Origin of the sequence: Rhizobium sp. BK538, assembly GCF_014197575.1 — a bacterium.
Lineage (GTDB): Bacteria > Pseudomonadota > Alphaproteobacteria > Rhizobiales > Rhizobiaceae > Rhizobium.
The window spans coordinates 40,154-64,822 of sequence record NZ_JACIFT010000001.1 but is presented as its reverse complement, the minus strand read 5'-3'; the positions used below and the strand labels follow the sequence as shown (position 1 = coordinate 64,822).

The following is a 24,669-nucleotide window of genomic DNA, read 5'->3' as shown; positions in this document are numbered from 1 at the left end:
TCATGCATCCCGGCCGAAGAGGCCCGCAGGCCTGATGAGAAGAACAATCGCCATGATGACGAAGATCACGATGTTGGAAGCTTCGGGATAGAAGACCTTGGTGAGACCTTCGGCAATACCGAGTACGTAGCCAGTGATGATCGCCCCCATGATCGAGCCCATGCCGCCGACCACGACGACGGCGAAGACGACGATGATCATGCTGGAGCCCATCAGCGGCGACACCTGATAGATCGGTGCGGCCAGCACGCCTGCAAAGGCCGCGAGACCGGCTCCAAGCGCATAGGTCAATGTCAAGAGGACCGGCACGTTGACGCCGAATGCCTGGACAAGGGTCGCATTCTCGGTGGCGGCCCTCAGATAGGCACCGAGCTTCGTCTTCTCGATCAGGAGCCAGGTGCCAAGGCAGACGACAAGCGACACGACCACGACCCAGCCGCGATAGATCGGCAGGAACATGAAGCCGAGATTGACTGCACCGGCAAGAGCGGCGGGTTGCGCATAGGGCTGCCCGGAAGAGCCATAAAGGTAGCGGAACGTGCCCTCCACGGCGAGTGCGAGCCCGAAGGTGAAGAGCAGGCCGTACAGCGGATCGAGGTCATAGAGCCGGCGAAGGAACAGTCGCTCGATCACCGCGCCGGCAAAGCCGACAATGACGGGCGCCAGGATCAGCGACGGCCAATAGCCGATGCCGGCGTAAGCAAGCAGAAGGTAGGCAGCGAAGGCACCGAGCATATACTGCGCGCCGTGCGCGAAATTGATGACCCGCAACAGACCGAAGATAATGGCGAGCCCAAGACTGAGGAGAGCGTAGAACGAACCGTTGATCAGGCCGATCAACAATTGGCCCATGAACGCCTGCAGGGGAATGCCGAAGATCATCGTCATCAGATCACACTCCCAGAACCTTGTGCAACGTATCCATCCGATCGGGTAATTCGCCCACCGGGAACTCTGACACCATCTGTCCGTGGTCCATAAGATAGAAGCGATCGGCGATCCGGCTAGCGAAGCGGAAATTCTGCTCGACGAGCAGGATCGTCATGCCGCGTTCCTTCAGTTCCTTCAGGACTTCGCCGATGCGCTGGACGATGACGGGCGCAAGCCCCTCGGTGGGTTCGTCAAGCAGGAGCATGCGAACGCCGGTGCGCAGAATGCGGGCAATCGCCAGCATCTGCTGTTCACCGCCCGACAGCTTCGTGCCCGGACTGTTGCGGCGTTCGTAGAGATTTGGAAACAGCTCGTAGATTTCGTCGACGGTCATGCCGCCGGGGGCAACGACCGGCGGCAGCATCAGATTCTCGGACACCGTCAGCGTCGCGAATATGCCCCGCTCCTCCGGTACGAAGCCGATGCCCCGGTGTGCCGTCTTGTGCAACGGCACATGCATCATGTCCTCGCCGGCAAAAGTCAGCTTGCCCTTGCGGGCGCGCACGATGCCGGTGATGGTGCGCAGTGTCGTCGTCTTTCCGACGCCGTTGCGGCCAAGGATGGTAATCGTCTCGCCTTCGGCGATACGCATGTTGACGCCGTGCAGGATGTGGCTTTCGCCATACCAGGCGTTGAGCCCCTGGACCTCCAGAAGTGTCGTCATCAACCCTCCTCCGAGCCCATATAGGCCTGGCGCACCCGCGCATCGGCGCTGACTGTCGCGTAATCGCCCTCGGCAAGGATTTCTCCACGCTGCAGCACGGTCACATGCTGGCAGATGTTTGCGACGACAGACAGATTGTGCTCGACCATCAGAACGGCGCGGTCGCGCGCCACTTCACGGATCAGCGCCGAGACAACGCCCACATCCTCGTGCCCCATGCCAGCCATCGGTTCGTCGAGCAGAAGCACCCGTGGATCAAGGGCAAGCGTCGTTGCGATCTCGAGCACACGCTTGCGGCCATAGGAAAGATCAGCCGCGATCGCGTCACGCTCCTTGGAAAGACCGACTTTCGCCAGCAGCTGTTCGGCGCGATCGTTTAACGCGTCAAGGGCCGAAAGCGGGCGCCAGAACTGCGTCGACAGGTTGTTTGGCCGCTGCAGTGCCACGCGGACATTGTCGAGAACGCTCAGGTGCGGAAATACGGCCGAAATCTGGAACGACCGCACCAGCCCCATGCGCGCGACCTTGTCAGGCGCCGTTTTGGTGATGTCCGTGCCCATCAGCGTGATCGTACCGGCAGTGGGCTGCAGGAACTTCGTCAGCAGGTTGAAGACCGTGGTCTTGCCCGCGCCGTTGGGGCCGATCAAGGCGTGCACACTCGCATCGTGAACATCCAGATCGACATTCTTGACGGCGGTGAAGCCGCCGAAATCGCGGCGCAGGCCACGGGCGGAGAGCACCACCCGCGGCATCGCATTTGATTGTGTCGCGGAAACCGCCATCGGTTCAGTTCACCAGGGCGCAGCCGCTCTTGGCGGGATCGATATAGGCTTCCTTGCCGGGGATGGTCGCCAGCACGTTAAAGTAGTCCCACGGCTCCTTGCTGTCGGCCGGTTTCTTGACTTGAAGCAGGTACATGTCATGGATCATGCGGCCGTTCGGGCCGACCGTTCCGCCGCGCCCGAAGACGTCATCCACCGGCATTTCATGCAGTTGCCTGGCAACGGCATCGGTGTCGTCGGTACCGGCCTTCTGGATCGCCTTCAGGTATTGAAGCACGGCCGAGTAGGTGCCCGTATGGACCATGTTCGGCATCCTGCCTGTTCGGGCAAAGAACTTCTTGCCGAACTCGCGGCTCTTGTCATCGAGGTTCCAGTAGTAGCCTTCGGTCAGTGTCAGCCCCTGTGCGGCATCGAGGCCGAGGCCATGGACTTCGGCCAGTGTGAAGAGCAGCGCCGCCAGATGCTGGCCGCCCTGGGTGATGCCGAATTCGGCTGCCTGCTTGATGGCGTTGGAGGTATCGAGGCCGGCATTGGCAAGGCCGATCACCTTGGCACCGGAGGACTGGGCCTGCAGCAGGAAGGATGAGAAATCCTGGTTCGACAGGGGATGGCGGACGGAACCAACGACCTTGCCGCCGGCGGACTTGACGAAATCGCTCGTCTGCTGTTCCAGCGAATAACCGAATGCGTAGTCGGCCGTGAGGAAGAACCAGCTGTCACCACCCTGCTTGACGAGTGCGCCGCCCGTGCCGACGGCGAGCGCATGCGTGTCATAGGCCCAGTGGAAGCCATAGGGCGAGCAAGCCTTGCCGGTCAGATCCGTGGTCGCCGCGCCGGTGACGATGTCGATCTTCTTCTTTTCCTTCGCAATGGCCTGAACCGCGAGCGCTACGGATGAGGTGGTCAATTCCATGATCGCGTCGACCTGCTCGGTGTCGTACCATTGACGAGCGATGTTGGAGGCGATGTCGGCCTTGTTCTGGTGGTCGGCATCGACGATCTCCACCGGTACGCCGAGCACCTTTCCGCCGAAATCCTCGACAGCCATCTTGGCTGCTTCGACGGAGGATTTGCCGCCGAAATCGGCATAGACACCGGACTGATCGTTCAGGATGCCGATCTTCACCTTGCCGTCCGATGCACCATCGGCGAGTACGGCGGTACTGCTTGCAAGCAGAAATGCCAGCGACGCAATGAGATTCTTTCGCATATTCCTCTCCTCCCAGAGATTGGCCAGAATGCGGATCTGTTCAAATTTGGCCAGCCACCCTCCTCAAAGCCGCCAGCCCATCCCTTACGATCATGGAATTGCACTGATCAGGCAAGGCCGCTTTACAACTAATTCCAAACAGTATCTGTTCGTTTTTGAACAGAAGCGCTGTTCTGTCGCAGGTCCGGCCCAATGAATGCAAATCGTTAGGGTGCTTTCGTTGGAACCTAGGGTAGACCGCGGCGAGGTGCAGCCTGTGCCGTATTAGACGAAAGACCAATATGGCGCGGCCGAGCGATGCCAGGCCGACAGGGAGCTCGCATGAACAATCCGCCGCAATTCACGTGGGACGACCTGCAGTTCTTTCTGGCGGTTGCTCGCACCGGGCAGCTGTCGACCGCCGCGCGGCAATTGCGCACCAGCCATGCGACGGTCTCGCGTCGCATCGACCGGCTGGAGTTTGCTCTCAAGGTCAAGCTCTTCGAGCGCAACCCGCGCGGATACGTGATGACGGCGATGGGCGCGCGCTTCGTCGAGACTGCCGAGAAGATGGAGCAGGAAACAGAGCGGCTGCGTGCCGATCTGACCGACGGCGCAACGATGCAGCGTGGGGTGGTGCGGCTCAGCGCGCCGGAGGGCTTCTCCAACTTCTTTTTTGCCCGCGTGCTGCCGCAGTTTGTGGCAAGCCAGCCCAATTTGTCGCTTGAGTTGGTGACGATCCAGCAGATCATGTCGCTGTCGCGCAAGGAGGCCGATATCACTGTCGTTCTCGATGAGCCGAAGGGCGGACCATACTTCTCGGACAAGCTCACCGACTATCATCTGCAGGTCTATGGCTCGAAGGAGTACCTGCGCCGGAGCGCGCCCATTGCCTGCCGCGACGACCTGTTGGATCATCCGTTCATCAGCTACATCGAAGAAATGATCTTCGCGCCCGGCCTCGACTATCTCGGCGACGTGCATCCGCGCATCAAGCCGCAGTTTCAAAGCTCGAGCATCTTTGCGCAGCTGACGGCAACCCGAAACGGCCTCGGGCTTTGTGTGCTTCCCTATTTCTTCGCCAGTCGCTACCCCGAGCTCGAACGGGTCCTTCCCGACGACATCGATCTCAGGCGGCACTACTGGATCACCTGTCATCGTGACCTTCGCCAGTCGCCACGGGTGCGGGCGGTCATCGATTTCCTGCGCGAAGCGGTCGTCGGCGAGGATGTCAGGTTCATCCCGCCATGGGCGAAACGGTAGATTGACGTCGAAATCTCGTGGCGAGTTGACCCTTCCAACCTGCGGGTCTATGCCCGAAGGATGTCGCACCCGCAGGGGAATGAGGAGGAATGACCATGCAGCACACCCGCGAGATCTTCGACTGGGCCGATCCGTTCCGGCTGGTGGAGCAGCTTACGGACGAGGAGCGCATGGTGCAGGAGACGGCGCACGCTTATGCGCAGGACAAGCTGGTGCCGCGCGTGCTCGAAGCCTTCCGTCACGAGAAGACGGATCCGAAGATCTTCCGCGAGATGGGTGAGCTTGGGCTGCTTGGACCGACGATCGCCCCGGAGTATGGCGGGGCGGGCCTTGGCTACGTTGCCTATGGCCTGATCGCCCGCGAGGTCGAGCGCGTCGACAGCGGCTACCGCTCGATGATGAGTGTGCAGTCGTCTCTCGTCATGGTGCCGATCGATGCCTTCGGTTCGGAGGCGCAGAAACAGAAATATCTGCCAAAGCTTGCGACCGGCGAATGGATCGGCTGCTTTGGCTTGACCGAACCCAACCACGGCTCGGATCCGGGCTCGATGGTGACGCGGGCAAGGAAGGTCGATGGCGGCTATAGCCTGTCGGGCGCCAAGACCTGGATCTCCAATGCCCCGATCGCTGACGTTTTCGTCGTCTGGGCCAAGACCGAGGACGGTGTCATCCGCGGCTTCATCCTGGAGAAGGGCTGGAGGGGCCTGTCGGCGCCGGCGATCCACGGCAAGGTCGGTCTGCGCGCCTCCATTACCGGCGAGGTGGTGATGGATGATGTCTTCGTGCCGGAAGAGAACCTGTTGCCGAACGTGTCCGGCCTCAAGGGTCCTTTCACCTGCCTGAACTCGGCCCGCTTCGGTATTGCATGGGGGGCGCTTGGCGCTGCCGAGGACTGCTATGCAAAGGCGCGCCAATATGTTCTGGACCGCAAGCAGTTCGGCCGGCCGCTCGCCGCCAACCAGCTGATCCAGAAGAAGCTTGCCGACATGATAACGGAAATCTCGCTCGGTCTGCAGGGTTGCATCAGGCTCGGCCGTATGAAGGAAGACGGGCACCCGCCGGTGGAGCTGACCTCGATCGTCAAGCGCAATTCGTGCGGCAAGGCGCTCGACATCGCGAGGCTTGCCCGCGACATGCTGGGCGGCAACGGCATATCCGACGAGTTTGGCATTGCCCGCCATCTCGTCAATCTCGAGGTCGTCAACACTTATGAGGGCACCCACGACGTCCACGCCCTTATCCTCGGCCGCGCCGTCACCGGCATTGCGGCCTTTGCGAATTGAGCCGTATCGACCATCGTGCAAATTGAAACCTGCGCGACAATGTGCCAGCCTCCCATGACCGCGATTAAATCGAGCGCGGCATGGGGGATTGCACATGCTTTTGTTTCTTGCATTTCTGATTGGAATGATTGCGGGGCTCAGAGCGATGACGGCGCCGGCTGCTATTGCCTGGGCGGCTGCTCTCGGCTGGTTTGACGTTTCGCAGACACCCCTTGCCTTTATGGGATATCGTTGGACGCCGTGGGTGTTCACACTGCTTGCTGTTGTCGAGTTGATTACCGACCAGCTGCCATCGACCCCGTCCCGCAAGGTTCCCATGCAGTTTGCGGCCCGCTTGATAATGGGCGCGCTGACGGGTGCCACGATCGGCACCTCCGGCGGCTCGTTGGTCGGCGGGCTCATTGCAGGTGTCGTCGGCGCCGCGGTTGGCACGTTCGGCGGAGCGGCGGCTCGTGGTAAGCTCGCCGCCGCCTTCGGCAAAGATACACCGGCAGCGCTGATCGAGGATGCGGTTGCGATCATCGGCGCACTCATCATCGTGGGAGCTGTGTGATGCCTGGTTTTGACTCCATCGTCATCGGGGCCGGCCAGTCCGGTCCCTTCCTCGCCGCCCGCATGGTCGCGACGGGCATGAAGGTGGCGTTGATCGAGCGCAAGTTCCTCGGCGGCACCTGTGTCAATGCCGGCTGCATGCCGACCAAGACGCTGGTGGCAAGTGCCCGCGCCGCCCATGTGGCGCGACGCGGTGCGGACTTTGGCGTGGTGATCCCGGGTGGCGTGGGCATCGACATGTCGGTGGTGCGCAAGCGTGCTGAAACCGTGACGATGGACGCCCGCAACGGCCTGATCAACTGGTTTGCCGGCATGGACGGCATGACCGTCATCTATGGGCATGCCCGTTTCGAGGACGCCCATACCGTGACCGTCAACGGCGAGACGCTGACGGCCCCGAAGATCTTCCTGAATGTCGGCGCGCGGCCGACCATTCCCGATATGCCCGGTATCGGCGATATCGATTATCTCACGAGCACTTCGATCATCCATCTCGATACGCTTCCCACGCATCTGACGATTATCGGCGGCAGCTATATCGGGCTTGAGTTCGCGCAGATGTATCGCCGTTTCGGGGCCGAGGTGACGGTGATCGAACGCGGCCCGAAACTTGCCTCGCGCGAGGATGCCGATGTCTCCGACGCGATCGCCGATATCCTGCGCTCGGAAGGCATTGGCGTGCACACGGATGCCGACGGGATCGGATTCTCAAAGACGGCCGATGGGATCGAGGTCAGCATCGGCAATGGTCAACCGGCAATCGAGGCGAGCCACGTGCTTGTTGCCACCGGACGTACGCCGAATACCGATGACCTTGGTCTCGACAAGGCTGGTGTCGTTACCGACAGCCGTGGCTACATCACCGTTGACGACAAGCTTGCCACCAATGTCGAGGGTATCTGGGCGCTCGGCGATTGCAACGGCCGCGGGGCCTTTACCCATACATCCTACAACGATTTCGAAATCGTCGCCGCCAACCTGCTCGACGGCGAGGACCGCAAGCTCAGTGACCGCATCCTCGCCTATGCGCTCTACATCGACCCGCCGCTCGGCCGTGTCGGCAAGACCGAGAAGGAAGCGCGCGCCTCCGGCCACAAGATCATGATCTCGACCCGGCCGATGAGCCGGGTCGGCCGCGCCAATGAGCGTGCCGAGACCATGGGCTTCATGAAGGTGATCGCCGACGCTGAGACACAGCAGATCCTCGGCGCTGCGATCCTTGGGATCGAGGGTGACGAGGCGATCCACGGTTTCATTGATGCGATGAATGCCAAGGCCCCTTACCCGGTGCTGAAATGGGCCGTGCCGATCCATCCCACGGTGTCTGAGCTGATCCCGACACTGCTCGGAGATTTGAAGGCGGTTTAGCCTGCAATCGCCGCTGTCACGGCTCGCCACTTGATCCTGCATTTCGCTCGGACGGGGCGCTGGAAATTGCCTCGCTGGAGTAAAACAGTATGGCGCTTCCCAGCGCCCCGTTCGGCGGTTTGTGCCCCAACTCCGGCCTCTCTTTATCCGCCGGCCGACGCTTTCGCGTCTCCGGCAGCTTGTGTGCCGCACAGGCACGTCCGGGGCGACACTCGACGCAACATTCGCGCAACGCCGCCGTCCCCGGAGGGAGACCATTTTCTGCGAGCCCCGAATGCGGAAGCCTACGTCCTTCTTCCGCATTCGGCGCCGATCCCGTCTCGCTGCAACGTCTTGCGGTGTATCCGCGACGGGACGATCTCAGTATGGCAGCGATCTGCGCGGCGTGGACAAAAGCAGGTCCCCGGTTGATGACGTTGGAGGCACCATACGGGCTTATCCTCCACCTGCGGGCGTTCAGTCGCCGTTTGCGACGGCAAGATCGTCGTCGAACGCCGCCAATATGCTATAGGCTGCCTTTACTCGCTCGCTGTTTGGATAGTTCTTGTTTGCGAAGAGGGCGATACCGATGCCCTTGGATGGGACGAAGGCGACATAGGCGCCGAAGCCGCTGGTCGACCCGGTCTTGTTGAAAAGCACATTCTTTACCGGCGGCCGTGGCGGCGACAGCTTCTCGATCTCGTTGGCTTTCAGGGCCATGTCGGCCGAGTTACCGGCCAAAAGCTGGTCGAGGGTTGTTGGATAGGCGTACATTTCCCAGCCGAGGCCCTGGGTCATGCCGCCAACCTTGTAGTAGCCCGTATGGGTGGTGGCGATCGCCGATTGCACGGTCTTGTCGAGATCGGAGCCATCCATGTTGGCTTCGATGAAGCGCAGCATGTCGCTTGCCGACATCTTCACGCCGTAGGCCTCCGAATCCAGGACTCCCGGCGAAACGCGAATGGCCTTGCCGGCTTTTGAATATCCATAGGCATAGTTCTCGTCGTCAGCTTTTGGAACCGCAATGAAGGTGTGGCTGAGGCCAAGTGCCGGAAACAGCTTCTGCTGCATCAGATCATCGAAGGGCCAACCCATGGCCTTTGCCGCGGCATAGCCGAACAAGCCGATGCTCGGATTGGAATAGACGCGATGGGTTCCCGCAGCATAGGCCGGCTTCCAGTTCTTGTAATAGCCAACCATCGCCTTGTGGTCGGTCACGTCGTTTGGAAACTGCAACGGCAGGCCACCCGCCGTGTAGGTCCCAAGGTCGAGCAAGGTGGCTCCGGCAAGGTGGCTGCCGGCGAATTCCGGAAAATACTTGCTCGGGCTGTCGGTGAGCGAAAGGTCGCTGCTGGCCTGTGCGTAGCCTGCCAGGGTTGCGGTGAACGTCTTGCTGACCGAGCCAATTTCAAACAACGTCGCGTCGGTGACCTTCCGACCACTCGCCTTGGACGCGACGCCGTAATTGTAGACGTATCGCTTTCCCCCGACTGTGATGGCGATCGACATGCCAGGAATATCGTTTCTCGCCATCAGAGGGACGGCTACCGCATCGACAACGCGGGCAAGCTCATTCTGGCGTTCGGCCGCATGCGCACCGGCGCCGAGAAAGACTGAAGCGGCGGTGAGGATACCAAGTGTGGATTGCGGAATATTTCTCATAACAGATACCGTGCCTCGGGTTCGTGGAATCGCCGCGGTCTCGCCGCAGCGGTTAGGACATTCAAGGCAAAAAACCTTGAGATATGAGGTAATCCGGCGTTTTCGGCAGTTCTCGCCGAAACGGGTTGGGTCAGGCGGGATTTGTATACGAGGCCTGTACGGCCGTCTCAAACGACGATATCTAGCGTGAGGCATTAGAAAAATTTGGATATCCGATGGTTCGTCCGCATTTGCCGCTGAATGCGCTGCGTGCCTTTGAAGCGTCCGCTCGGCACCTCAGCTTCACCAAGGCAGCGATCGAGCTGTGCGTGACGCAGGCCGCCGTCAGCCATCAGGTCAAGGGTCTGGAAACGAGGCTGAACGTCACGCTGTTCGAGCGGCTGCCGCGCGGGCTGATGCTGACCACTGAGGGCGAGACGCTGTTGCCGGCGCTCCGCGACGCCTTCGACCGGATTGCCGGAACGCTCGAGCAGTTCGAGGGCGGACACTATCGCGAAGTGCTTCGGGTCGGTGCTGTCGGCACCTTTGCCGTTGGCTGGCTGCTTGCGAGGCTGCGAGCGTTTCAGGCTCAGCATCCCTTTATTGATCTGCGCCTCTCGACCAACAACAACCGTGTCGATATTGCCGCCGAGGGTCTGGATTATGCCGTCCGCTTCGGTTCGGGCGCTTGGCATGGGATCGAGGCGTTGCGCCTGCTGGAGGCGCCGCTGTCGGCGCTCTGCGTTCCCGAGATCGCGACGCAGCTTAACTCGCCGGCCGACCTTTTGAAGCAGACCTTGCTGCGGTCGTATCGCGCCGATGAGTGGTCGCGATGGTTTGCTGCTGCCGGGATGGAGGCGAACCTGCCGCCGCTGAAAAACATCGTCTTCGATTCATCGCTTGCGATGATGGAGGCCGCGCTGCAGGGCGCCGGCGTTGCCCTGGCGCCACCTCTGATGTTTTCCCGGCTTCTGCTTGCCGAGGCCATCCGCCAGCCCTTCGACATCACGGTTACCATGGGCAGCTATTGGCTGACCCGTCTGCAGTCTCGCCCGGAGACGCCGGCGATGTCGGCCTTCCGCCTATGGCTGTGCGAGGCATCGGGGGCGTCTGCGGTCTGAGACCTGCTATGCCGTCCTGTGGACCTAGCGGTGGCAACGGCGTAAGATACCGTCGACGTTGAGGGGCTCTCCGAAGGACGCACGCACGTGGCTATCTTCATGGACCGGCATGATCTTGCGGGGACATCCGCTGAAGACATTGCCGAGGCGCACCGCAGGGATCTGGCGGTTGAGGATCGGTATGGGGTGAAGTTCCTCACCTACTGGTACGATCAGCGGCGCGGGACGGCGTTCTGTCTGATCGATGCACCGAATGCCGAAACCGCGCAATGCGTTCATCGCGAGGCACATGGTTTTATCGCGGCCGAAGTGGTCGAGGTGGCGCTGTCGGCGGTCGAGGCGTTCCTCGGGCGCATTCACGAACCTGAACACAAAGCGGGCCAGACCGGCGTCGAAAGGGATGCAGGGCATAGGGCGATCCTGTTTACCGACATTGTCGGTTCGACGGAGATGACTTCGCGGCTCGGTGACCGCATGGCTGCCGAGCTGGTACGGGCGCATGACGCAATCGTACGACGCTGTCTGGCGCAGTGCGAAGGCAGAGAGGTCAAGCACACCGGTGACGGCATCATGGCCTCCTTCGTCTCCACGCACGCCGCGGTCGGCTGTGCGATGAGCATCCAGCGCGAATTCAGGACCTACAACGGCGGCACGCCGGAACCCATCCATGTCAGGATCGGGCTTGATTGTGGCGAGCCGATCGAGGACAGCCACGATCTCTTCGGCTCAACCGTGCAACTGGCTGCGCGGCTCTGTGCGGCAGCCGGCGGGGATCAGATCCTCGTATCGGAGAGCATCTTTAGAGAGCACGGTGCGGCCGATCTCTTCGCCAATGCGACGCGCAAGCGCCTCAAGGGGTTTTCGAAGCCGGTACTGGCGTTCGAGTGCGATTGGGCCGATGCGGAAGCGGCTCGACCGACGTAAGTCCCGATCCCACCATTCCAGATGATAGCAAGGCTGGCCGCCGTCCTCAAAACGGTGCCGGCCTTGCGCGTGTCGGCATCGCGCTATTCCATCACGATCTGCAGCTTCACGTCGCTCGGACGTGCCTCGACGGCGCGATCAAAGGCCGTGATGGAGTCCTCGAAGGTGAACGTCTCTGAAATCAGCGGCTTCAGATCGACACGGCCAGAGCCGAGCAGCGCAATCGAGCGCTCGTACTGATGGGCGTAGCGGAACACGGTCTCGATTCGGATTTCCTTTGTCGAGGCCGTCGAAACGTCGAAGCCGATCGGGTTGACCGGCAGGCCGACGGCAACGATGACGCCGCCCGGTCTCGGCAGTTCCATGATGGTTTCCCAGGCCTTGGGCGAACCCGAGCATTCGAAGATCACATCGGCACCCCAGCCATCGGTCAGCCGCGCCACCTCTTCGGCGAGGTTCTTCTCGCGGATGTTGATCGGGATGACGCCCTGGTATTGGGCGGCAATGTCAAGTTTCGGCTGGGCAAGGTCGGCGACGATCGCGCGGGCACAGCCGCCGGCAAGAGCAGCGACGGCCACCATCGTGCCGATCGGGCCGGCACCAAGCACGATGGCCGTGTCGCCGGGGACGATCTTCGCCTTCGTCGCGGCTTGCATGCCGACCGCGAACGGTTCGACCATGGCGCCTTCGGCAAAGCTGACATTGTCGGGAAGCTTGTAGGTGTAGTTGGCAGGATGGACGACCTCGGGCGTCAGGACACCATGGATCGGCGGCGTCGCCCAGAAGATCACGGCCGGATCGACATTGTACATGCCGAGCCGGCTCGCCCTGGAATTGGGATCGGGAATGCCTGGCTCCATGCAGACGCGGTCGCCGACCTTCAGATGCGTGACGCCGGCACCGACCTCGACGACCGTGCCGGCGGCTTCATGGCCGAGCACCATCGGCTCGTTGACCACGAAGGGGCCGATCTTGCCGTGGGTGTAATAATGGACATCGGAACCGCACACGCCGACCGTATGGATCTTGATCTTCACCTGTCCCGGACCGGTGTCCATCGGCAGATCGATGTCGCGAAGCGCGAGTTCATGCTGGCGCTCGAGCACCAGCGCGCGGACTTTGGCCATTGTCTTTCCTTCCCGGTTGCCTCCCCGCGCCGTCTCTCAGTCGGCGCGGCTTTGGAATGACTATAAGACCCGAAGCCGCAGCAATTCAATCGTATTGAAAAGGCTTTTGCCCATGAAATGATGAATTGCTCATCTCGCACGAGGATATCCCCGCGAGGAATCAGCCGAACTTGACGAGGTTCAATGCGGGCAACGGCCCGCCCGGAAACTGCACCAGGCTGCCGCCGAGGGCGAGCGGGCCAAGATCGATGCCGAAGAAGCCTAGCCTTTCGATCAGGGAGCCGATCCGGGCCTTGGCGCTTGCGTCGTCGCCGGAATAGAACAGGACGCGCTTGCCGCCTTCGGCTGCAGGGTTGCCAGAGAGAAGATGCGGCTGCAGATGATTGAATGCCTTGACCACACGAGCGCCGGGTACGTATTCGGAAAATATCGCGCTGGACAGGCGGCCATCCAAGGCAGCGGGCTTGAAGAGCGGCGCCTCGATCGGATTGTTGGCGTCGATAACAATACGGCTGTGCCAGTCCGGCAAGCCGGAAAGCGCCTGCGGCAGTTTCGACCAGGGAACGGCCACGAGCACGATGTCGGCCTTTGCTGCCGCTTCCACCGTAGTTGCGGTCACAAAAGGCTGAAGCTCTGCGGCTAGCGCTGCGAGCGTTTCGGGCCCGCGGCTGTTCGATATGGCGGCATGAATGCCAGCCCGGGCGAGCGCGCGGGCAAAGGCGGCGCCGATATTGCCGGCGCCGATGATACCGATGGACATTGGTTTTCTCCTGCGATGAAAGCTTATGATCAGGCGGTGAAGCCGCCATCGGCGACGATGTCGGCGCCCGTGACGAAGGCGGCATCGGGGCTTGCGAGATAGGCGACGACGCTGGCGATCTCATAGTCCTTGCCGTAGCGCCCGATCGCCAGGCCGGGGCCGACGATCTTCGAGACCGGACCGCCGTCCGGATTCATGTCGGTGTCGGTCGGCCCGGGATGGACGGTGTTGACGGTGATGCCCTTCGGACCGAGGTCGCGCACGAGACTGCGGTTGAAGCCGGCGACGGCGCCCTTGGTCAGTGTATAGAGCGAGGCGGTCGGGAAGGCCGCATAGCGGAACATCGACGAGCCGATGTGGATGATACGGCCGCCCGGCTTCATTCGGCGCGCGGCCTCCTGCGTGGCGACGAAGACGCCCGTGACGTTGACGGCGATCATCCGCTCGTAGTCTTCGAATTTGATGTCCTCGATCGGCCCGCCAAGCGCGATGCCGGCGTTGTTGACGAGGATATCAAGCGAGCCGAAGGTTTCTTCCGTCGTCAAGACGGCGGCACGTACGGCCGCTGGATCGCCGGCATCCGCCCGGATCGCGATAGCGCGTCCGCCGGCGTCCTCGATCTCCCGCACGACAGCCGCAGCCTTATCGGGCGATGCGCTGTAGGTGATAGCGACTGCAGCACCTGCTGCCGCCAGATGCCTTGCGATAGCAGCGCCGATGGAGCGCGAGCCGCCGGTGACGAGAGCGGTTTTGCCGCTAAGGTTTTCGATTCTGGTCATTTCGGTCACTCCAGGGTTTCGTTGTTCGACGGAGTGAATATCGGTCGTCGATTCATTCTCAATAAGCGGGTAATCACTTGAATGATCTTCAAGCATTCATTGAAAATTTGGATGATCTTTATGTGGTGTTTATATTTGTGGTCGCCTATCACGCTCGAACCTTTATCTCGTCCCGGCATATGAACGCGGGAGCAATGCGGCCCGGGAAATCAGTTTGCGGCAATGGCAACGATACTCGGGTGCGAGCTCGGCGCTCGCCGGCGTCCTCGCACAAATGACAAGAGAGACTTCATGGACCTTTCGATGATCATCCGTCCCGAGCACAGCTTCATCGGCGTGTCGGTGGCGACGAAGTGGAGAGGGCTGCAGTCTATCGCGGAGAAGGCCGCCGCCGCCTTCGGCATCGAAGAAAAGAAGATATTGCAGGCCCTGGAAAGCCGGGAGAGCCTTGGCTCGACCGGCATCGGCAATGGCGTAGCCGTTCCGCATGCCGTCGTCGAAGGGATGACGCATCCGCGTGGCTTGCTCGTACGCTTCGCGCGGCCGCTCGATTTTGAGGCCGTTGACGACGTGCCAACCGATATTGCCTTCGCGCTCCTGTTTGGCGAGGCGAACCGCGGTGAGTATCTGAACGTGCTGGCGGCGATCGCGCGTCAGTTGCAGACACCGGGGGTTCTGGCCGCCATGCGCCAGGCAAGAACCGCGGAAGAGCTCTATTCTGATTTCTTGGCCGACTCGCGCGTTTGACGATCAGATGGATGCGGTGGATCGGTCAGACATCGCGCTTGAAACCGGAGGAAGCCTTCCACAGGCGGTCCGGCAACGCCCAGCGTATTCGGCCCCTCGCCGGGCTTGGGGTCGTAGGGGTCCTCCAGTTCGTCCAGAGCGATACCAGCGGTGATGACGTCGCCTTCGTACTGATAGCGGATCGAAACATGGTTCGTCTCGTTGCTGGCGACCACATCGGTCTCGCTCTTGGAATTGAAGGCCTCGCCAATATGAAGGGTAAGTGCTGGCAGACGGAGACCTTCGCATGCCCTGTCTTTCGGATTTTGCCGTGGCCAAGGAGAGCACGTCCATTTCCAAAGCGCGCCTCAAATGGGATGCCATTCCAGACTCAGGCTTGGAACAGAAACATTCTTCGTTTCATTATACGACCAACTTGGTAGAGTTTCGGCCACAAACGAAGGAGGTTTTCCATGCAGTCGATAAGGATTACACGGCTTCTCGCGGCTGTGGCGCTGGCAGGCAGCGTCGCAATCGGGGCTGTCGCTCCCGCATTCGCGGACCAGACGCTTCTCAACGTATCTTACGATCCGACGAGAGAGCTGTACAAGGATTTCAACGCCGCCTTCGCTGCGAAGTGGCAGAAGGACACCGGTGAGGCGGTGACGATCAAGGCGTCGCATGGCGGGTCCGGCGCGCAGGCGCGCTCGGTCATCGACGGGCTTGATGCCGACGTGGTAACCCTTGCCCTCGAGGGTGATATCGACGCGATTGCCACCAAGACCGGTAAGATTCCCGCTGATTGGAAAACGAAATTCCCGAACAATTCGACGCCCTACACGTCCACGATCGTCTTCCTTGTTCGCAAGGGCAATCCTAAGGGCATCAAGGATTGGGCCGATCTGGTGAAGGACGACGTCCAGGTCATCACGCCTAACCCGAAGACCTCAGGCGGCGCCCGCTGGAACTTCCTCGCGGCCTGGGCTTGGGCCAAGCAGGCAAATGGCGGCGATGACGCCAAGGCGAAGGAATACGTGACGAAGCTCCTGCAACATGTTCCCGTTCTCGATACCGGCGCGCGTGGCGCAACGACCACCTTCGTCCAGCGTGGTCTCGGCGACGTTCTTCTTGCCTGGGAAAACGAAGCGTATCTTTCCCTGGAAGAACTCGGTCCCGATCAGTTCGAGATCGTGACGCCGACTTTCTCGATCCGCGCTGACCCGCCAGTCGCCGTTGTTGACGGCAACGTCGACAAGAAGGGTACCCGCAAGGTCGCGGAGGCCTACCTGAACTATCTCTATTCGGACGAGGGCCAGAAGATTGCAGCCAAGCACTTCTACCGGCCGACCAAGCCCGAAGCGGCCGATAAGGCAGACATTGCGCGCTTCCCGAACCTGAAGCTGGCGACGATCGATGATTTCGGCGGCTGGAAGGAAGCGCAGCCGAAATTCTTCGGCGATGGCGGCGTATTTGACCAAATCTACAAGCCGGCACAATAATACGTCGCATGAAAGCACATAGCCCCACGCGGTGGCGGTTCAGACGGCCGAGCGTCATTCCAGGCTTTGGAATGGCGCTCGGCCTTACCTTGACCTGGCTCACCCTTCTGATCCTGATACCGCTTTCAGGCCTTGCCTGGCGGTCAAGCGAGCTTGGCTTGGCAAAGTTCCTGGCCATTGCCTTCGATCCTCGCACCCTGAGCGCCTTGCGCATCAGCTTCGGCGCCGCTTTTGCGGCGGCCTGCATCAATGCTGCCTTCGGCGTCGTGCTGGCCTGGGTGCTGGTGCGCTACCGCTTTCCCGGCAAGCGCGTCATCGATGCCATGGTGGACCTGCCTTTTGCGCTGCCGACCGCCGTGGCCGGTATCGCGCTTGCGACGCTTTACGCACCGAACGGCTGGATCGGACAGTTCCTGACGCCGCTCGGCATCAAGATCGCCTTCACGCCACTCGGTATCGTCATTGCTCTCGTCTTCGTTGGCTTGCCTTTCGTCGTGCGCACGGTGCAGCCTGTCATGGAGGAGATCGACAAGGAGGTCGAGGAGGCCGCCGCTACGCTCGGCGCCACTCGTCTTCAGACCATCTTTCGTGTGCTTCTACCCGGATTGGCGCCACCTGTTTTGACGGGCTTCGCGCTCGCTTTTGCCCGTGGGGTCGGCGAATATGGCTCGGTGATCTTCATTGCCGGCAACCTTCCGTTCCGGTCGGAAATCGCACCGTTGCTGATTGTCATCAAGCTTGAAGAATACAATTATGCAGCCGCGACAGCCATCGCCGCCGTGATGCTGGTGATCTCGTTTGTCATGTTGTTGATTATCAACCTTATCCAGAGTTGGCGCAGACGGAGGTATGGCTATGGCGCTTGATACAAGCCTTCAGCCAACAAAGGTGCGTTCCGCCGTTACCGAGCACCGGTTTGCACGTTGGACGCTGATCCTTGCCTCGCTCATCTTCCTGACGCTCATCCTGCTTCTACCCTTGGCGGCAGTCTTCGTCGAAGCGTTCCGTAAGGGTGCCGGGGCGTTCCTCGAGGCATTGCAGGACGAGGAGACCTTTTCGGCCATCCGCCTGACCCTCATCGTCGCCGGCGTCAGCGTGCCTCTCAACCTGATCTTTGGCCTGGCGGCTGCCTGGGCGATTGCCAAGTTCGAGTTCAAGGGTAAGGCCTTCCTGACGACGTTGATCGACTTGCCCTTTTCAGTCTCGCCTGTCATTTCGGGTCTGGTGTTCGTCCTTTTGCTTGGTGCCAACACTCATCTTGGCCACTGGTTGAGCGCCCACGACATCAAGATCCTGTTTGCCGTTCCCGGGCTGATCCTCGCCACCATGTTCGTCACCTTCCCCTTCGTGGCACGCGAACTGATCCCGCTGATGCAGGAACAGGGAACGGGCGACGAAGAGGCGGCGCTTTCGCTCGGTGCCAGCGGCTGGCAGACTTTCTGGTATGTGACTTTGCCCAACATCAAATGGGGTCTGCTCTACGGCGTGCTGTTGTGCAATGCTCGCGCGATGGGCGAGTTTGGCGCCGTATCGGTGGTCTCCGGCCATATTCGGGGACAGACGAACACGATGCCGCTGCAGGTGGAAATTCTCTACAACGAGTACAATTTCACCGGCGCGTTCGCCGTTGCCACCCTGCTTGCGTTGCTTGCACTCGTGACCCTTGTTTTGAAGACGCTGCTCGAGATGCGATACAGCGAAGAAATAGCCGCCAGCCGGCGGCACTGAAGGAATAAGTAATGGAAGTTCGCGTACAAAACCTGCGCAAGGAATTCGACCGGTTTCCGGCGCTGCATGACGTCTCGCTCGACATCCGCTCCGGCGAACTGATCGCACTGCTGGGGCCGTCCGGCTCCGGCAAGACGACCTTGCTGCGCCTCATCGCCGGTCTGGAGAGCCCGACGGAAGGACTGATCTACTTTGGCGACGAGGACGCGTCGAAGAAGACCGTGCAGCAGCGCAATGTTGGCTTTGTGTTCCAGCATTATGCCCTGTTCCGGCATATGACCGTGCTCGACAATGTCTCCTTCGGCCTGAACGTGCGTGATGGCGCGCGACGGCCACCCAAGGCGGAAATCCGCAGGCGGGCGCTGGAGCTTCTCGACCTTGTCCAACTGTCCGGTCTTGAGAAGCGCTATCCGGCCCAGCTATCCGGCGGCCAGCGCCAGCGCGTCGCGCTCGCGCGCGCTATGGCGGTCGAACCAAACGTGCTCCTGCTCGACGAGCCCTTCGGCGCGCTCGACGCCCAGGTGCGCAAGGACCTGCGCAAATGGCTGCGCGAGATCCATGATCGCACGGGTCACACGACCGTTTTCGTCACGCATGACCAGGACGAGGCGATGGAGCTTGCCGACCGCGTTGTCGTCATGAGCCAGGGCGCGATCGAGCAGGTCGGAACACCCGATGAGGTTTATGACAACCCGAACTCTCCCTTTGTCTTCGGCTTTGTCGGACAGTCCAATTGTCTCGACGTGCAGGTCAATGGTGGAGAAATCTGGTTCGAGGACCGGCCGCTTGGGCTCAAGGTCGAAAACGAAGCGGATGGGGATGCCCAGCTCTACTTTCGGCCACATGACATCGAACTGCGAGATGGTTGCGGTGGCTGCATCGCTGGCTTGCTGACGACCAGCCGGCGCGTCGCCGGCACGCGCCACATCGAGGTTGACATCGGCAAGGGGCATCCACCGATCGAACTGGAACTGTCGCCATCGCAGGCCGGAAGCCTCGATCGCAGCCGGATCGCCTTCCGACCGAAGCGGTGGAAATTGTTCCACGCAGCGCGATAGGGATAGGAACGGGGCTCATGCGGTTTGGTGCGCCCCGAATCAGCGTGTGACGACAGGCTGATTTCGACCATTGCGGACGTCACCTGCAGTAGCGACTATCCTCGCTTTCAGTGCGTTATGCGATCGCGAATCAGCCGGCTCAGCAGGCAAAAGGCGGCCAAATCAAATTGTGATACTAATTGGGTTTGAAATTTACCCGAAACGCAGGTAGAAAAGCGACCACTTAATCGAGAAGGGCTTACTACTCCAGATAGGGGGCACCTGCCATTGAGGGCGCATCTAGCGTTGGGAAAATCTCTCGCCGGGATTTTGTTTGCGGGCATGGCGGCTGCGAGCTGCACGACCGCCCAGCAACCGGCTCCAAAGGTGGCTAGCCAGGCCGCCAAGTCAAGGAACGCGGCGCAGACGGCGCAGCTGACAAAAGTCACCTTCAATTATAATGCCAAGGATCGCGATTGCCTAAAGCGGGCAATGTACTTTGAATCCGAGCATTCGGATCGCGACGGCTATATGGCGGTCGGAACCGTGGTCATGAACCGGCTGACGTCGGGTGCCTATCCCGATTCGATCTGCGGCGTCGTTGCCCAGGAGAGGCAGTTCGCCCCTGGTGTAATGACGCGCGAAGTCGAGCCTATGGCCGAGATCGAACTGACAGACGCTGCCGACGCAATCTTGCGTGGCGAACGGCATCCGGGTGTCAAGGACGCGATGTTCTTTCACACAGACGGTCTGAAGTTCTCGTACCGGAACATGCATTACGTGGCGATTGCCGGCGGCAATGCGTTTTACGAGAAGCGCGGCCGGGACGGCGAGCTGCAAACGCCAGCGCCCCTGCCCTCGTATGAAGTTGCCATGAACTATCTGCCCGGCCAGAGCCTGATGCCAGCACAGTTTGCGGCGCTCGTTCCAACCACCGTCCCGGTGCCGATCCCAATGCCGGGGTCAGGGGCCACATTGGGAAGAGAACCGGCCGTGCCGACGCCGACGGAAACAGCCGTGCCCATCACCCCTGAAGCGGTGATGCCGATCGCCATTCCGACGCCAAGACCAGCCTTCAATGACGCCGTGCTGCGCGGCAGCCTTGCCCACGGCTGAGGCTCGTTTCCTATTTTGCTCTGTTTCCATCCGTGTCGAAGACGTGCAGATGCTGCGCGGGGAACGACACGTTGATCGTTGGACCGGCTGTCAGCGCAGCACGGTCGAGCGTGAAGATCTTGAACGGCAGACCGTGCAGCGACAGATGCAGGATGATGCCGAATCCCGTCGGTTCGACCAATTCGACGTTTGCATTCAGACCGCCCTGATCGGCAATGACGACATGCTCCGGCCGGATCCCCAACGTGACCTTGGCGCCGTTTGCGAGTGACAGCGGCGCAGCCAAAGGAACGATCGTTCCATCCTTCAGACGGACACCGCCGTCAGCATAGGTCGCGTCGAGGAAATTCATGCCCGGCGAGCCGATGAAGCCGGCGACGAAGAGGTTGGCAGGGCGATCGTAGAGTTCGAGAGGGCTGCCGACCTGCTGCACGACGCCGGCATGCATGGCAACGATCCTGTCTGCCAGCGTCATCGCCTCGATCTGGTCATGGGTGACATAGATCGAGGTCGCCTTCAGGTCGCCGTGCAGTTTTTTGATCTCCGCGCGCATCTGTTCGCGCAGTCGGGCGTCGAGGTTCGACAGCGGCTCGTCGAAGAGGAAGGCCTTCGGCTGGCGCACGATGGCGCGACCCATGGCGACGCGCTGGCGCTGGCCACCCGAAAGCGCCTTCGGCCGGCGTTCCAGCAGTGGGTCGAGGCCAAGCTTGGAGGCGGCTGCACCGACTGCGCTGGCGATCTTTTCCTTGGCCGTTTTCCGAAGCTTCAGGCTGTAGCTCATGTTGCCGGCGACATTCATGTGCGGATAGAGCGCGTAGGACTGGAACACCATGGCGATATCGCGGTCCTTCGGATGCAGTTCGTTGACCCGATTGCCGGCGATGCGGATCTCGCCGCCGGTAACGTCCTCCAGACCTGCGATCATGCGCAGCAGGGTGGACTTGCCGCAGCCCGACGGGCCGACGAGTACGACGAACTCTCCGTCCCTGATCCTGAGGTCGACGTCGTGCAGCACCTTGACGGGACCGTAGGCCTTCTTGACGTTCTGGATATCGATCGATGCCATTTTGATTAACCCTTGACCGCGCCGGCCGTCAGGCCCTGGACGAGATAACGCTGGATAAGCAGGAAGAAGAGACCGGCCGGGATGAGCGCGAGCACGCCCGCCGCCATCATCTGCCCGAAATCCACGGAGAATTTGGAAACGAAGGTCAGAAGCCCGACCGGGAAAGTTGCCGCGTCGTTGCCGTTGATCAGCATGAGGGCAAAGAGCAGTTCGCTCCACGCAGCGGTGAAGACGAAGCCGAGCGTTGCCGCGATGCCAGGCAGCGTCAGCGGCAGGATGATCTGCCGGAAGGCAGTGAACTGCGTTGCGCCGTCGATCATCGCCGCCTCCTCGAGATCCTTCGGGATACCGTCGAAGAACGACTGCATCAGGAAGGTGGCGAAGGGCACGTTGAAGGCGGTGTAGACAACGACGAGACCGGTGAGGCTGTTTGTCAGATGCAACGGCGTCAGGATCTTGAAGATCGGTGCAACCAGCATGACAAGCGGGAACATCTGGGTCAGCAGCATCAACGCGACGATCCAGTACTTGGCCCGAAAATTAAATCGCGACAGGGCGTAGCCGGAAAGCGAGGCGCAGATCGTAACGACGACGGCGGTCGAGGCCGACACGATCAGGCTGTTCTTGAAGAAGGTCGGAAAAGCGCTGTGCTGAATGACGAAGGAATAGTGCTCCCATGTCGTCCTCGATGGCCACATCCTGACCCCCTCCGTGTAGAGTAGGTCATTCGGCGTCACCGACACCTTGAGCAGCCAGAACAGTGGAAACAGCGCAAACGCGATGTAGCAGAGAATGGCCAGGCGATGCGCGAGGGTGGGGAGAATGGACCGCTTCATAACATCAATCCTTGTTCAGCAGGGTCTGCCGCAGCAGGATGATCAGCATCGAATAGGCAAGCAGCAGCACCAAGAGCACCAGCGCGATCGCCGAGGCGTAGCCGAAATCGAGGCGCCTGAAGGCCTGCGTGAAGATGTAGCTGGCGACGATTTGCGTCCGGTCGGCCGGTCCGCCGCCCGTCATGACGACGATCAGGTCGGCAAAATTGGAGACCCAGACGGTGCGCAGCAGCACGGTGATGGCAATGGTCGGCGCGAGGAAGGGCAAGGTAATCGAGCGAAAGCGCTGGAACCAGCTGGCGCCATCGATGGAGGCCGCTTCATAGAGGTCACGCGGGATCGCCTGCAGAGCCGCGAGCAGCGTGATCGCGAAGAAGGGTATGCCCCACCAGACGTTGGCGATGATCGGTCCCCACATGGCATGTTGCGGATCGGAGAGGATGTTTCCTGGCTCGCTCATCAGGCCGAGCCCAAACAGCCAGTGCGGGATTGGTCCGATCACGGGATTGAACAGCCACGCCCAGTTCAGACCGGCGAGGAAGGAAGGAACCGCCCAGGGCAGGAAGACGAGAGCCTGCACGACGCCCCTGCCCCAGAACGGCTTGTCGAGCAGCAGCGCGAGAATGAGGCCGAAGACGAATTGCAGGAAGACGGAGGCGCCTGTCCACAAGAGCGTATTCTTCAGAGCACCGTAGAAGGCCGCGTCTTTCGAGAGTGCACGGAAGTGATCAAGCCCGATGAAGCCGCCCGAAAACGGATTCAGCAGCTGGATGTCGCGAAATGCGTAGGAAATCCCGATCATCAGTGGCACCAGCATCACTGCAATGATCAGGATGAGCGACGGCGCACTATAAAGATAGGGTTCAGAGGCATCGGCGACGCGCTTCAGCCAGGGGCGTCTATCCTGGCGCCTGTCTAGCGTATCGGCAGTGATGGTCATCGGGCAAAGTCCGTTTCGCGGCGCGCTTTGCGCCGTCGCAAGAAACTGAAGGGGCGGCGGACAGGTCCGCCGCCGGTGGTCCGTTACTTCTTGGCGAGGAACTTCTGCTGTGCCTTGGTCAGATAGTCTGCCCACTGGTCAGCCAGTTCCTTCGGCGTGATGTCGCCGAGAAGCGCCTGCTGCGTCGTCTTGATGGCGAGCGAGTCCTTGAAGAAGGCGAATTCCTCGAGATAGGTCGGCATCACCGTCGGAACGACGTTGGGATCAGCCAGTTCCTCGAACCAGCCTTTGAACTGCTCGCCGGCATAGAAGGGATCCTTCTCTGCCGAGGTGTGGACCGGCAGGGCGCCGGTGCGCTTGTTCCACTCGATGTTGCCTTCCGGGCCCTCAAGCGTTTCGATGAGCTTCCAGGAAAGATCCTTGTTCTGGCTCGTCGTGAACATCGACCAGCCAGCGAAGCCGATCGTCGTGAACGCCTTGCCGCTCGGACCAGCCGGCATCTTGGTGACGCCGAAATCATCCGGCTTCATGCGCTGGGCGATGGCGATCAGAGCGTCTGGGTCCTGGTCGAGCATGGCGCAGGTGCCGGAGTAGAAGCCGGCGACGGTTTCATTGAAGCCCCAGTTGACACTGTCCTTCGGCGTCAGGCCCTTCTTGTAGAGATCGACGACCCATTCGAGACCCTTTGCCCAGCCTTCGCTGTTCATGGTCGAGGTGCCGTCCTCGTTAAAGAACTTGTTGGAGCCGGCCATCGTCGCGCCGAACATCACCCAGCCATTGAGACCGCCCGGACCACCGCGCAGGCAGTAGCCGGACTTGCCGGGGAGCTTGGAGACCTTCTCGGAGGCGGCGACGAAATCGTCGAGCGTCTTCGGTGGTTCGGCAACACCAGCTTCCTGGAAGAGCTTCTTGTTGTAGAACAGCGCACGCAGGTAGAAGCCATAGGGCAACATGTAGGCTGTGTTCTTGACGTCGCGGCCGAGTTCAAGCGCGCGCGGCGTCAGGCCCTTGGTGTGCTCCCACTTGGCAAGATAAGGCTCGAGGCTTTCGAGCATGCCGTTGTTGGCATAGAGCGAAAGCCAGGTGTCGGGCATTTCGATGACGTCAGGCGTGTCGCCGGCCGAAACCATTGTCGCGAACTTCTGGAAGGCTTCGTTCCAGGGCAGCGAGATGATGTCGACCTTGGTGCCGGGGTTTGCAGCCTCGAATTTGCCGACGATCGACTTCAGCGTCTCGGTGCGTTCGGGGCTGGTGATGACCTCGACCAGCTTGAGCGTGGTGTCGGCGAGTGCCGTACCGGCCATCATCGTGGCGAGTAGAGTGGCGGTAATCAGTCTCTTCATGCTTGCTCCCCCTTTT

At 61.0% G+C, this 24,669-nt stretch carries 24 protein-coding genes and 1 pseudogene; 12 read left to right on the top strand and 13 right to left on the bottom strand.

From position 1 onward, the window contains the following. Genes FHX09_RS00310 through FHX09_RS00295 form a run of 4 tightly spaced genes read right to left on the bottom strand, consistent with a single transcriptional unit; the run spans position 1 to position 3,586 of the window. Positions 1-888 (bottom strand): branched-chain amino acid ABC transporter permease, encoded by an 888-nt coding sequence (locus tag FHX09_RS00310; RefSeq protein WP_007795501.1) that lies wholly within the window; start codon positions 886-888, stop codon positions 1-3. A 4-nt stretch (positions 889-892) separates the two neighbouring features. After that, positions 893-1,594 carry an ABC transporter ATP-binding protein gene (locus tag FHX09_RS00305; protein ID WP_132588138.1) on the bottom strand — a complete coding sequence of 234 codons (702 nt, stop codon included), beginning with the start codon at positions 1,592-1,594 and terminating at the stop codon, positions 893-895. Then, a complete protein-coding gene (locus tag FHX09_RS00300) occupies positions 1,594-2,376 on the bottom strand; it encodes an ABC transporter ATP-binding protein (RefSeq protein WP_184448967.1) in 783 nt (260 codons plus the stop codon). The genes FHX09_RS00305 and FHX09_RS00300 overlap by 1 nt, the downstream gene beginning before the upstream one ends. Positions 2,377-2,380: 4 nt before the next feature. Beyond that, entirely contained in the window at positions 2,381-3,586 is a 1,206-nt protein-coding gene (locus FHX09_RS00295) for an ABC transporter substrate-binding protein (protein WP_007795493.1), read from the bottom strand. Positions 3,587-3,907: 321 nt separating this feature from the next. On the opposite strand from FHX09_RS00295, the gene FHX09_RS00290 reads away from it, so the two are divergent. The 4 genes from FHX09_RS00290 (at position 3,908) to FHX09_RS00275 (ending at position 8,031) form a co-directional block, all read left to right on the top strand. Beyond that, entirely contained in the window at positions 3,908-4,828 is a 921-nt protein-coding gene (locus tag FHX09_RS00290) for a LysR family transcriptional regulator (RefSeq protein WP_132588140.1), read from the top strand. 95 nt (positions 4,829-4,923) lie between these two features. Continuing rightward, positions 4,924-6,111 carry an acyl-CoA dehydrogenase gene (locus FHX09_RS00285; protein ID WP_132588141.1) on the top strand — a complete coding sequence of 396 codons (1,188 nt, stop codon included), beginning with the start codon at positions 4,924-4,926 and terminating at the stop codon, positions 6,109-6,111. A 94-nt stretch (positions 6,112-6,205) separates the two neighbouring features. Beyond that, entirely contained in the window at positions 6,206-6,664 is a 459-nt protein-coding gene (locus FHX09_RS00280; protein ID WP_132588142.1) for a DUF4126 domain-containing protein, read from the top strand. Next, a complete protein-coding gene (locus FHX09_RS00275) occupies positions 6,664-8,031 on the top strand; it encodes an FAD-containing oxidoreductase (RefSeq protein ID WP_184448965.1) in 1,368 nt (455 codons plus the stop codon). Before FHX09_RS00280 ends, FHX09_RS00275 begins: the two co-directional genes overlap by 1 nt. 456 nt (positions 8,032-8,487) lie before the next feature. Here FHX09_RS00275 and ampC read toward each other — a convergent pair whose 3' ends face one another. Further along, a complete protein-coding gene (ampC, locus tag FHX09_RS00270) occupies positions 8,488-9,672 on the bottom strand; it encodes a class C beta-lactamase (protein ID WP_184448963.1) in 1,185 nt (394 codons plus the stop codon). 215 nt (positions 9,673-9,887) lie between these two features. Here ampC and FHX09_RS00265 point away from each other — a divergent pair, with 215 nt between their 5' ends. Next, positions 9,888-10,772 carry a LysR family transcriptional regulator gene (locus tag FHX09_RS00265; protein ID WP_132588145.1) on the top strand — a complete coding sequence of 295 codons (885 nt, stop codon included), beginning with the start codon at positions 9,888-9,890 and terminating at the stop codon, positions 10,770-10,772. A gap of 87 nt (positions 10,773-10,859) precedes the next feature. Further along, a complete protein-coding gene (locus FHX09_RS00260) occupies positions 10,860-11,696 on the top strand; it encodes a nickel-binding protein (RefSeq protein WP_007795465.1) in 837 nt (278 codons plus the stop codon). Between the two features lie 83 nt (positions 11,697-11,779). Here the strand turns inward: FHX09_RS00260 and FHX09_RS00255 are convergent, their stop codons facing one another. The 3 genes from FHX09_RS00255 to FHX09_RS00245 all read right to left on the bottom strand — a co-directional run bounded on the left by FHX09_RS00255 (position 11,780) and on the right by FHX09_RS00245 (position 14,362). Then, positions 11,780-12,823 carry an NAD(P)-dependent alcohol dehydrogenase gene (locus FHX09_RS00255; RefSeq protein WP_007795463.1) on the bottom strand — a complete coding sequence of 348 codons (1,044 nt, stop codon included), beginning with the start codon at positions 12,821-12,823 and terminating at the stop codon, positions 11,780-11,782. 160 nt (positions 12,824-12,983) lie between these two features. Beyond that, on the bottom strand, positions 12,984-13,583 hold the full coding sequence (locus FHX09_RS00250; RefSeq protein ID WP_132588146.1) for an NAD(P)-binding domain-containing protein: 600 nt from the start codon (positions 13,581-13,583) through the stop codon (positions 12,984-12,986). A gap of 29 nt (positions 13,584-13,612) precedes the next feature. Further along, positions 13,613-14,362, bottom strand: coding sequence for an SDR family oxidoreductase (locus FHX09_RS00245; RefSeq protein ID WP_132588147.1), 750 nt, complete (start codon positions 14,360-14,362; stop codon positions 13,613-13,615). Between the two features lie 291 nt (positions 14,363-14,653). On the opposite strand from FHX09_RS00245, the gene FHX09_RS00240 reads away from it, so the two are divergent. Continuing rightward, positions 14,654-15,109, top strand: a complete 456-nt coding sequence (locus FHX09_RS00240) for a PTS sugar transporter subunit IIA (protein ID WP_132588148.1) — start codon at positions 14,654-14,656, stop codon at positions 15,107-15,109. 68 nt (positions 15,110-15,177) lie between these two features. Here the strand turns inward: FHX09_RS00240 and FHX09_RS30390 are convergent. Continuing rightward, positions 15,178-15,333, bottom strand: a pseudogene (locus tag FHX09_RS30390) (porin); the annotation flags it as partial. Positions 15,334-15,561: 228 nt separating this feature from the next. Between FHX09_RS30390 and FHX09_RS00230 the strand changes: the two are divergent. The 5 genes from FHX09_RS00230 (at position 15,562) to FHX09_RS00210 (ending at position 20,468) form a co-directional block, all read left to right on the top strand. After that, on the top strand, positions 15,562-16,587 hold the full coding sequence (locus tag FHX09_RS00230; RefSeq protein ID WP_184448959.1) for a sulfate ABC transporter substrate-binding protein: 1,026 nt from the start codon (positions 15,562-15,564) through the stop codon (positions 16,585-16,587). An 8-nt stretch (positions 16,588-16,595) separates the two neighbouring features. Continuing rightward, on the top strand, positions 16,596-17,453 hold the full coding sequence (gene cysT, locus FHX09_RS00225; protein WP_132588150.1) for a sulfate ABC transporter permease subunit CysT: 858 nt from the start codon (positions 16,596-16,598) through the stop codon (positions 17,451-17,453). Next, positions 17,443-18,315 carry a sulfate ABC transporter permease subunit CysW gene (gene cysW / locus FHX09_RS00220; RefSeq protein WP_132588151.1) on the top strand — a complete coding sequence of 291 codons (873 nt, stop codon included), beginning with the start codon at positions 17,443-17,445 and terminating at the stop codon, positions 18,313-18,315. The genes cysT and cysW overlap by 11 nt, the downstream gene beginning before the upstream one ends. An 11-nt stretch (positions 18,316-18,326) precedes the next feature. Continuing rightward, positions 18,327-19,373 (top strand): sulfate/molybdate ABC transporter ATP-binding protein, encoded by a 1,047-nt coding sequence (locus FHX09_RS00215; protein ID WP_132588152.1) that lies wholly within the window; start codon positions 18,327-18,329, stop codon positions 19,371-19,373. Between the two features lie 267 nt (positions 19,374-19,640). After that, on the top strand, positions 19,641-20,468 hold the full coding sequence (locus FHX09_RS00210; RefSeq protein ID WP_184448957.1) for a cell wall hydrolase: 828 nt from the start codon (positions 19,641-19,643) through the stop codon (positions 20,466-20,468). Positions 20,469-20,478: 10 nt separating this feature from the next. Here FHX09_RS00210 and ugpC read toward each other — a convergent pair whose 3' ends face one another. The 4 genes from ugpC to FHX09_RS00190 all read right to left on the bottom strand — a co-directional run bounded on the left by ugpC (position 20,479) and on the right by FHX09_RS00190 (position 24,653). Beyond that, positions 20,479-21,534 (bottom strand): sn-glycerol-3-phosphate ABC transporter ATP-binding protein UgpC, encoded by a 1,056-nt coding sequence (gene ugpC / locus FHX09_RS00205; protein ID WP_007795431.1) that lies wholly within the window; start codon positions 21,532-21,534, stop codon positions 20,479-20,481. A 5-nt stretch (positions 21,535-21,539) separates the two neighbouring features. Then, the gene (locus FHX09_RS00200) at positions 21,540-22,370 is read right to left on the bottom strand and encodes a carbohydrate ABC transporter permease (RefSeq protein WP_184448955.1); all 831 of its coding nucleotides are present in this window, start codon (positions 22,368-22,370) and stop codon (positions 21,540-21,542) included. Between the two features lie 4 nt (positions 22,371-22,374). Further along, a complete protein-coding gene (locus tag FHX09_RS00195; protein WP_184448953.1) occupies positions 22,375-23,310 on the bottom strand; it encodes a sugar ABC transporter permease in 936 nt (311 codons plus the stop codon). Between the two features lie 83 nt (positions 23,311-23,393). Further along, complete coding sequence (locus FHX09_RS00190) at positions 23,394-24,653, bottom strand: sugar ABC transporter substrate-binding protein (RefSeq protein WP_132588156.1); 1,260 nt, start codon at positions 24,651-24,653, stop codon at positions 23,394-23,396. Positions 24,654-24,669: the final 16 nt, after the last annotated feature.

Coding starts and splice junctions, on each gene's coding strand:
- FHX09_RS00310 (WP_007795501.1), bottom strand. CDS start 888: ATGACGATGATCTTCGGCATTCCCCTGCAGGCGTTCATGGGCCAATTG.
- FHX09_RS00305 (WP_132588138.1), bottom strand. CDS start 1,594: ATGACGACACTTCTGGAGGTCCAGGGGCTCAACGCCTGGTATGGCGAA.
- FHX09_RS00300 (WP_184448967.1), bottom strand. CDS start 2,376: ATGGCGGTTTCCGCGACACAATCAAATGCGATGCCGCGGGTGGTGCTC.
- FHX09_RS00295 (WP_007795493.1), bottom strand. CDS start 3,586: ATGCGAAAGAATCTCATTGCGTCGCTGGCATTTCTGCTTGCAAGCAGT.
- FHX09_RS00290 (WP_132588140.1), top strand. CDS start 3,908: ATGAACAATCCGCCGCAATTCACGTGGGACGACCTGCAGTTCTTTCTG.
- FHX09_RS00285 (WP_132588141.1), top strand. CDS start 4,924: ATGCAGCACACCCGCGAGATCTTCGACTGGGCCGATCCGTTCCGGCTG.
- FHX09_RS00280 (WP_132588142.1), top strand. CDS start 6,206: ATGCTTTTGTTTCTTGCATTTCTGATTGGAATGATTGCGGGGCTCAGA.
- FHX09_RS00275 (WP_184448965.1), top strand. CDS start 6,664: ATGCCTGGTTTTGACTCCATCGTCATCGGGGCCGGCCAGTCCGGTCCC.
- ampC (WP_184448963.1), bottom strand. CDS start 9,672: ATGAGAAATATTCCGCAATCCACACTTGGTATCCTCACCGCCGCTTCA.
- FHX09_RS00265 (WP_132588145.1), top strand. CDS start 9,888: ATGGTTCGTCCGCATTTGCCGCTGAATGCGCTGCGTGCCTTTGAAGCG.
- FHX09_RS00255 (WP_007795463.1), bottom strand. CDS start 12,823: ATGGCCAAAGTCCGCGCGCTGGTGCTCGAGCGCCAGCATGAACTCGCG.
- FHX09_RS00250 (WP_132588146.1), bottom strand. CDS start 13,583: ATGTCCATCGGTATCATCGGCGCCGGCAATATCGGCGCCGCCTTTGCC.
- FHX09_RS00245 (WP_132588147.1), bottom strand. CDS start 14,362: ATGACCAGAATCGAAAACCTTAGCGGCAAAACCGCTCTCGTCACCGGC.
- FHX09_RS00240 (WP_132588148.1), top strand. CDS start 14,654: ATGGACCTTTCGATGATCATCCGTCCCGAGCACAGCTTCATCGGCGTG.
- FHX09_RS00230 (WP_184448959.1), top strand. CDS start 15,562: ATGCAGTCGATAAGGATTACACGGCTTCTCGCGGCTGTGGCGCTGGCA.
- cysT (WP_132588150.1), top strand. CDS start 16,596: ATGAAAGCACATAGCCCCACGCGGTGGCGGTTCAGACGGCCGAGCGTC.
- cysW (WP_132588151.1), top strand. CDS start 17,443: ATGGCGCTTGATACAAGCCTTCAGCCAACAAAGGTGCGTTCCGCCGTT.
- FHX09_RS00215 (WP_132588152.1), top strand. CDS start 18,327: ATGGAAGTTCGCGTACAAAACCTGCGCAAGGAATTCGACCGGTTTCCG.
- ugpC (WP_007795431.1), bottom strand. CDS start 21,534: ATGGCATCGATCGATATCCAGAACGTCAAGAAGGCCTACGGTCCCGTC.
- FHX09_RS00200 (WP_184448955.1), bottom strand. CDS start 22,370: ATGAAGCGGTCCATTCTCCCCACCCTCGCGCATCGCCTGGCCATTCTC.
- FHX09_RS00195 (WP_184448953.1), bottom strand. CDS start 23,310: ATGACCATCACTGCCGATACGCTAGACAGGCGCCAGGATAGACGCCCC.
- FHX09_RS00190 (WP_132588156.1), bottom strand. CDS start 24,653: ATGAAGAGACTGATTACCGCCACTCTACTCGCCACGATGATGGCCGGT.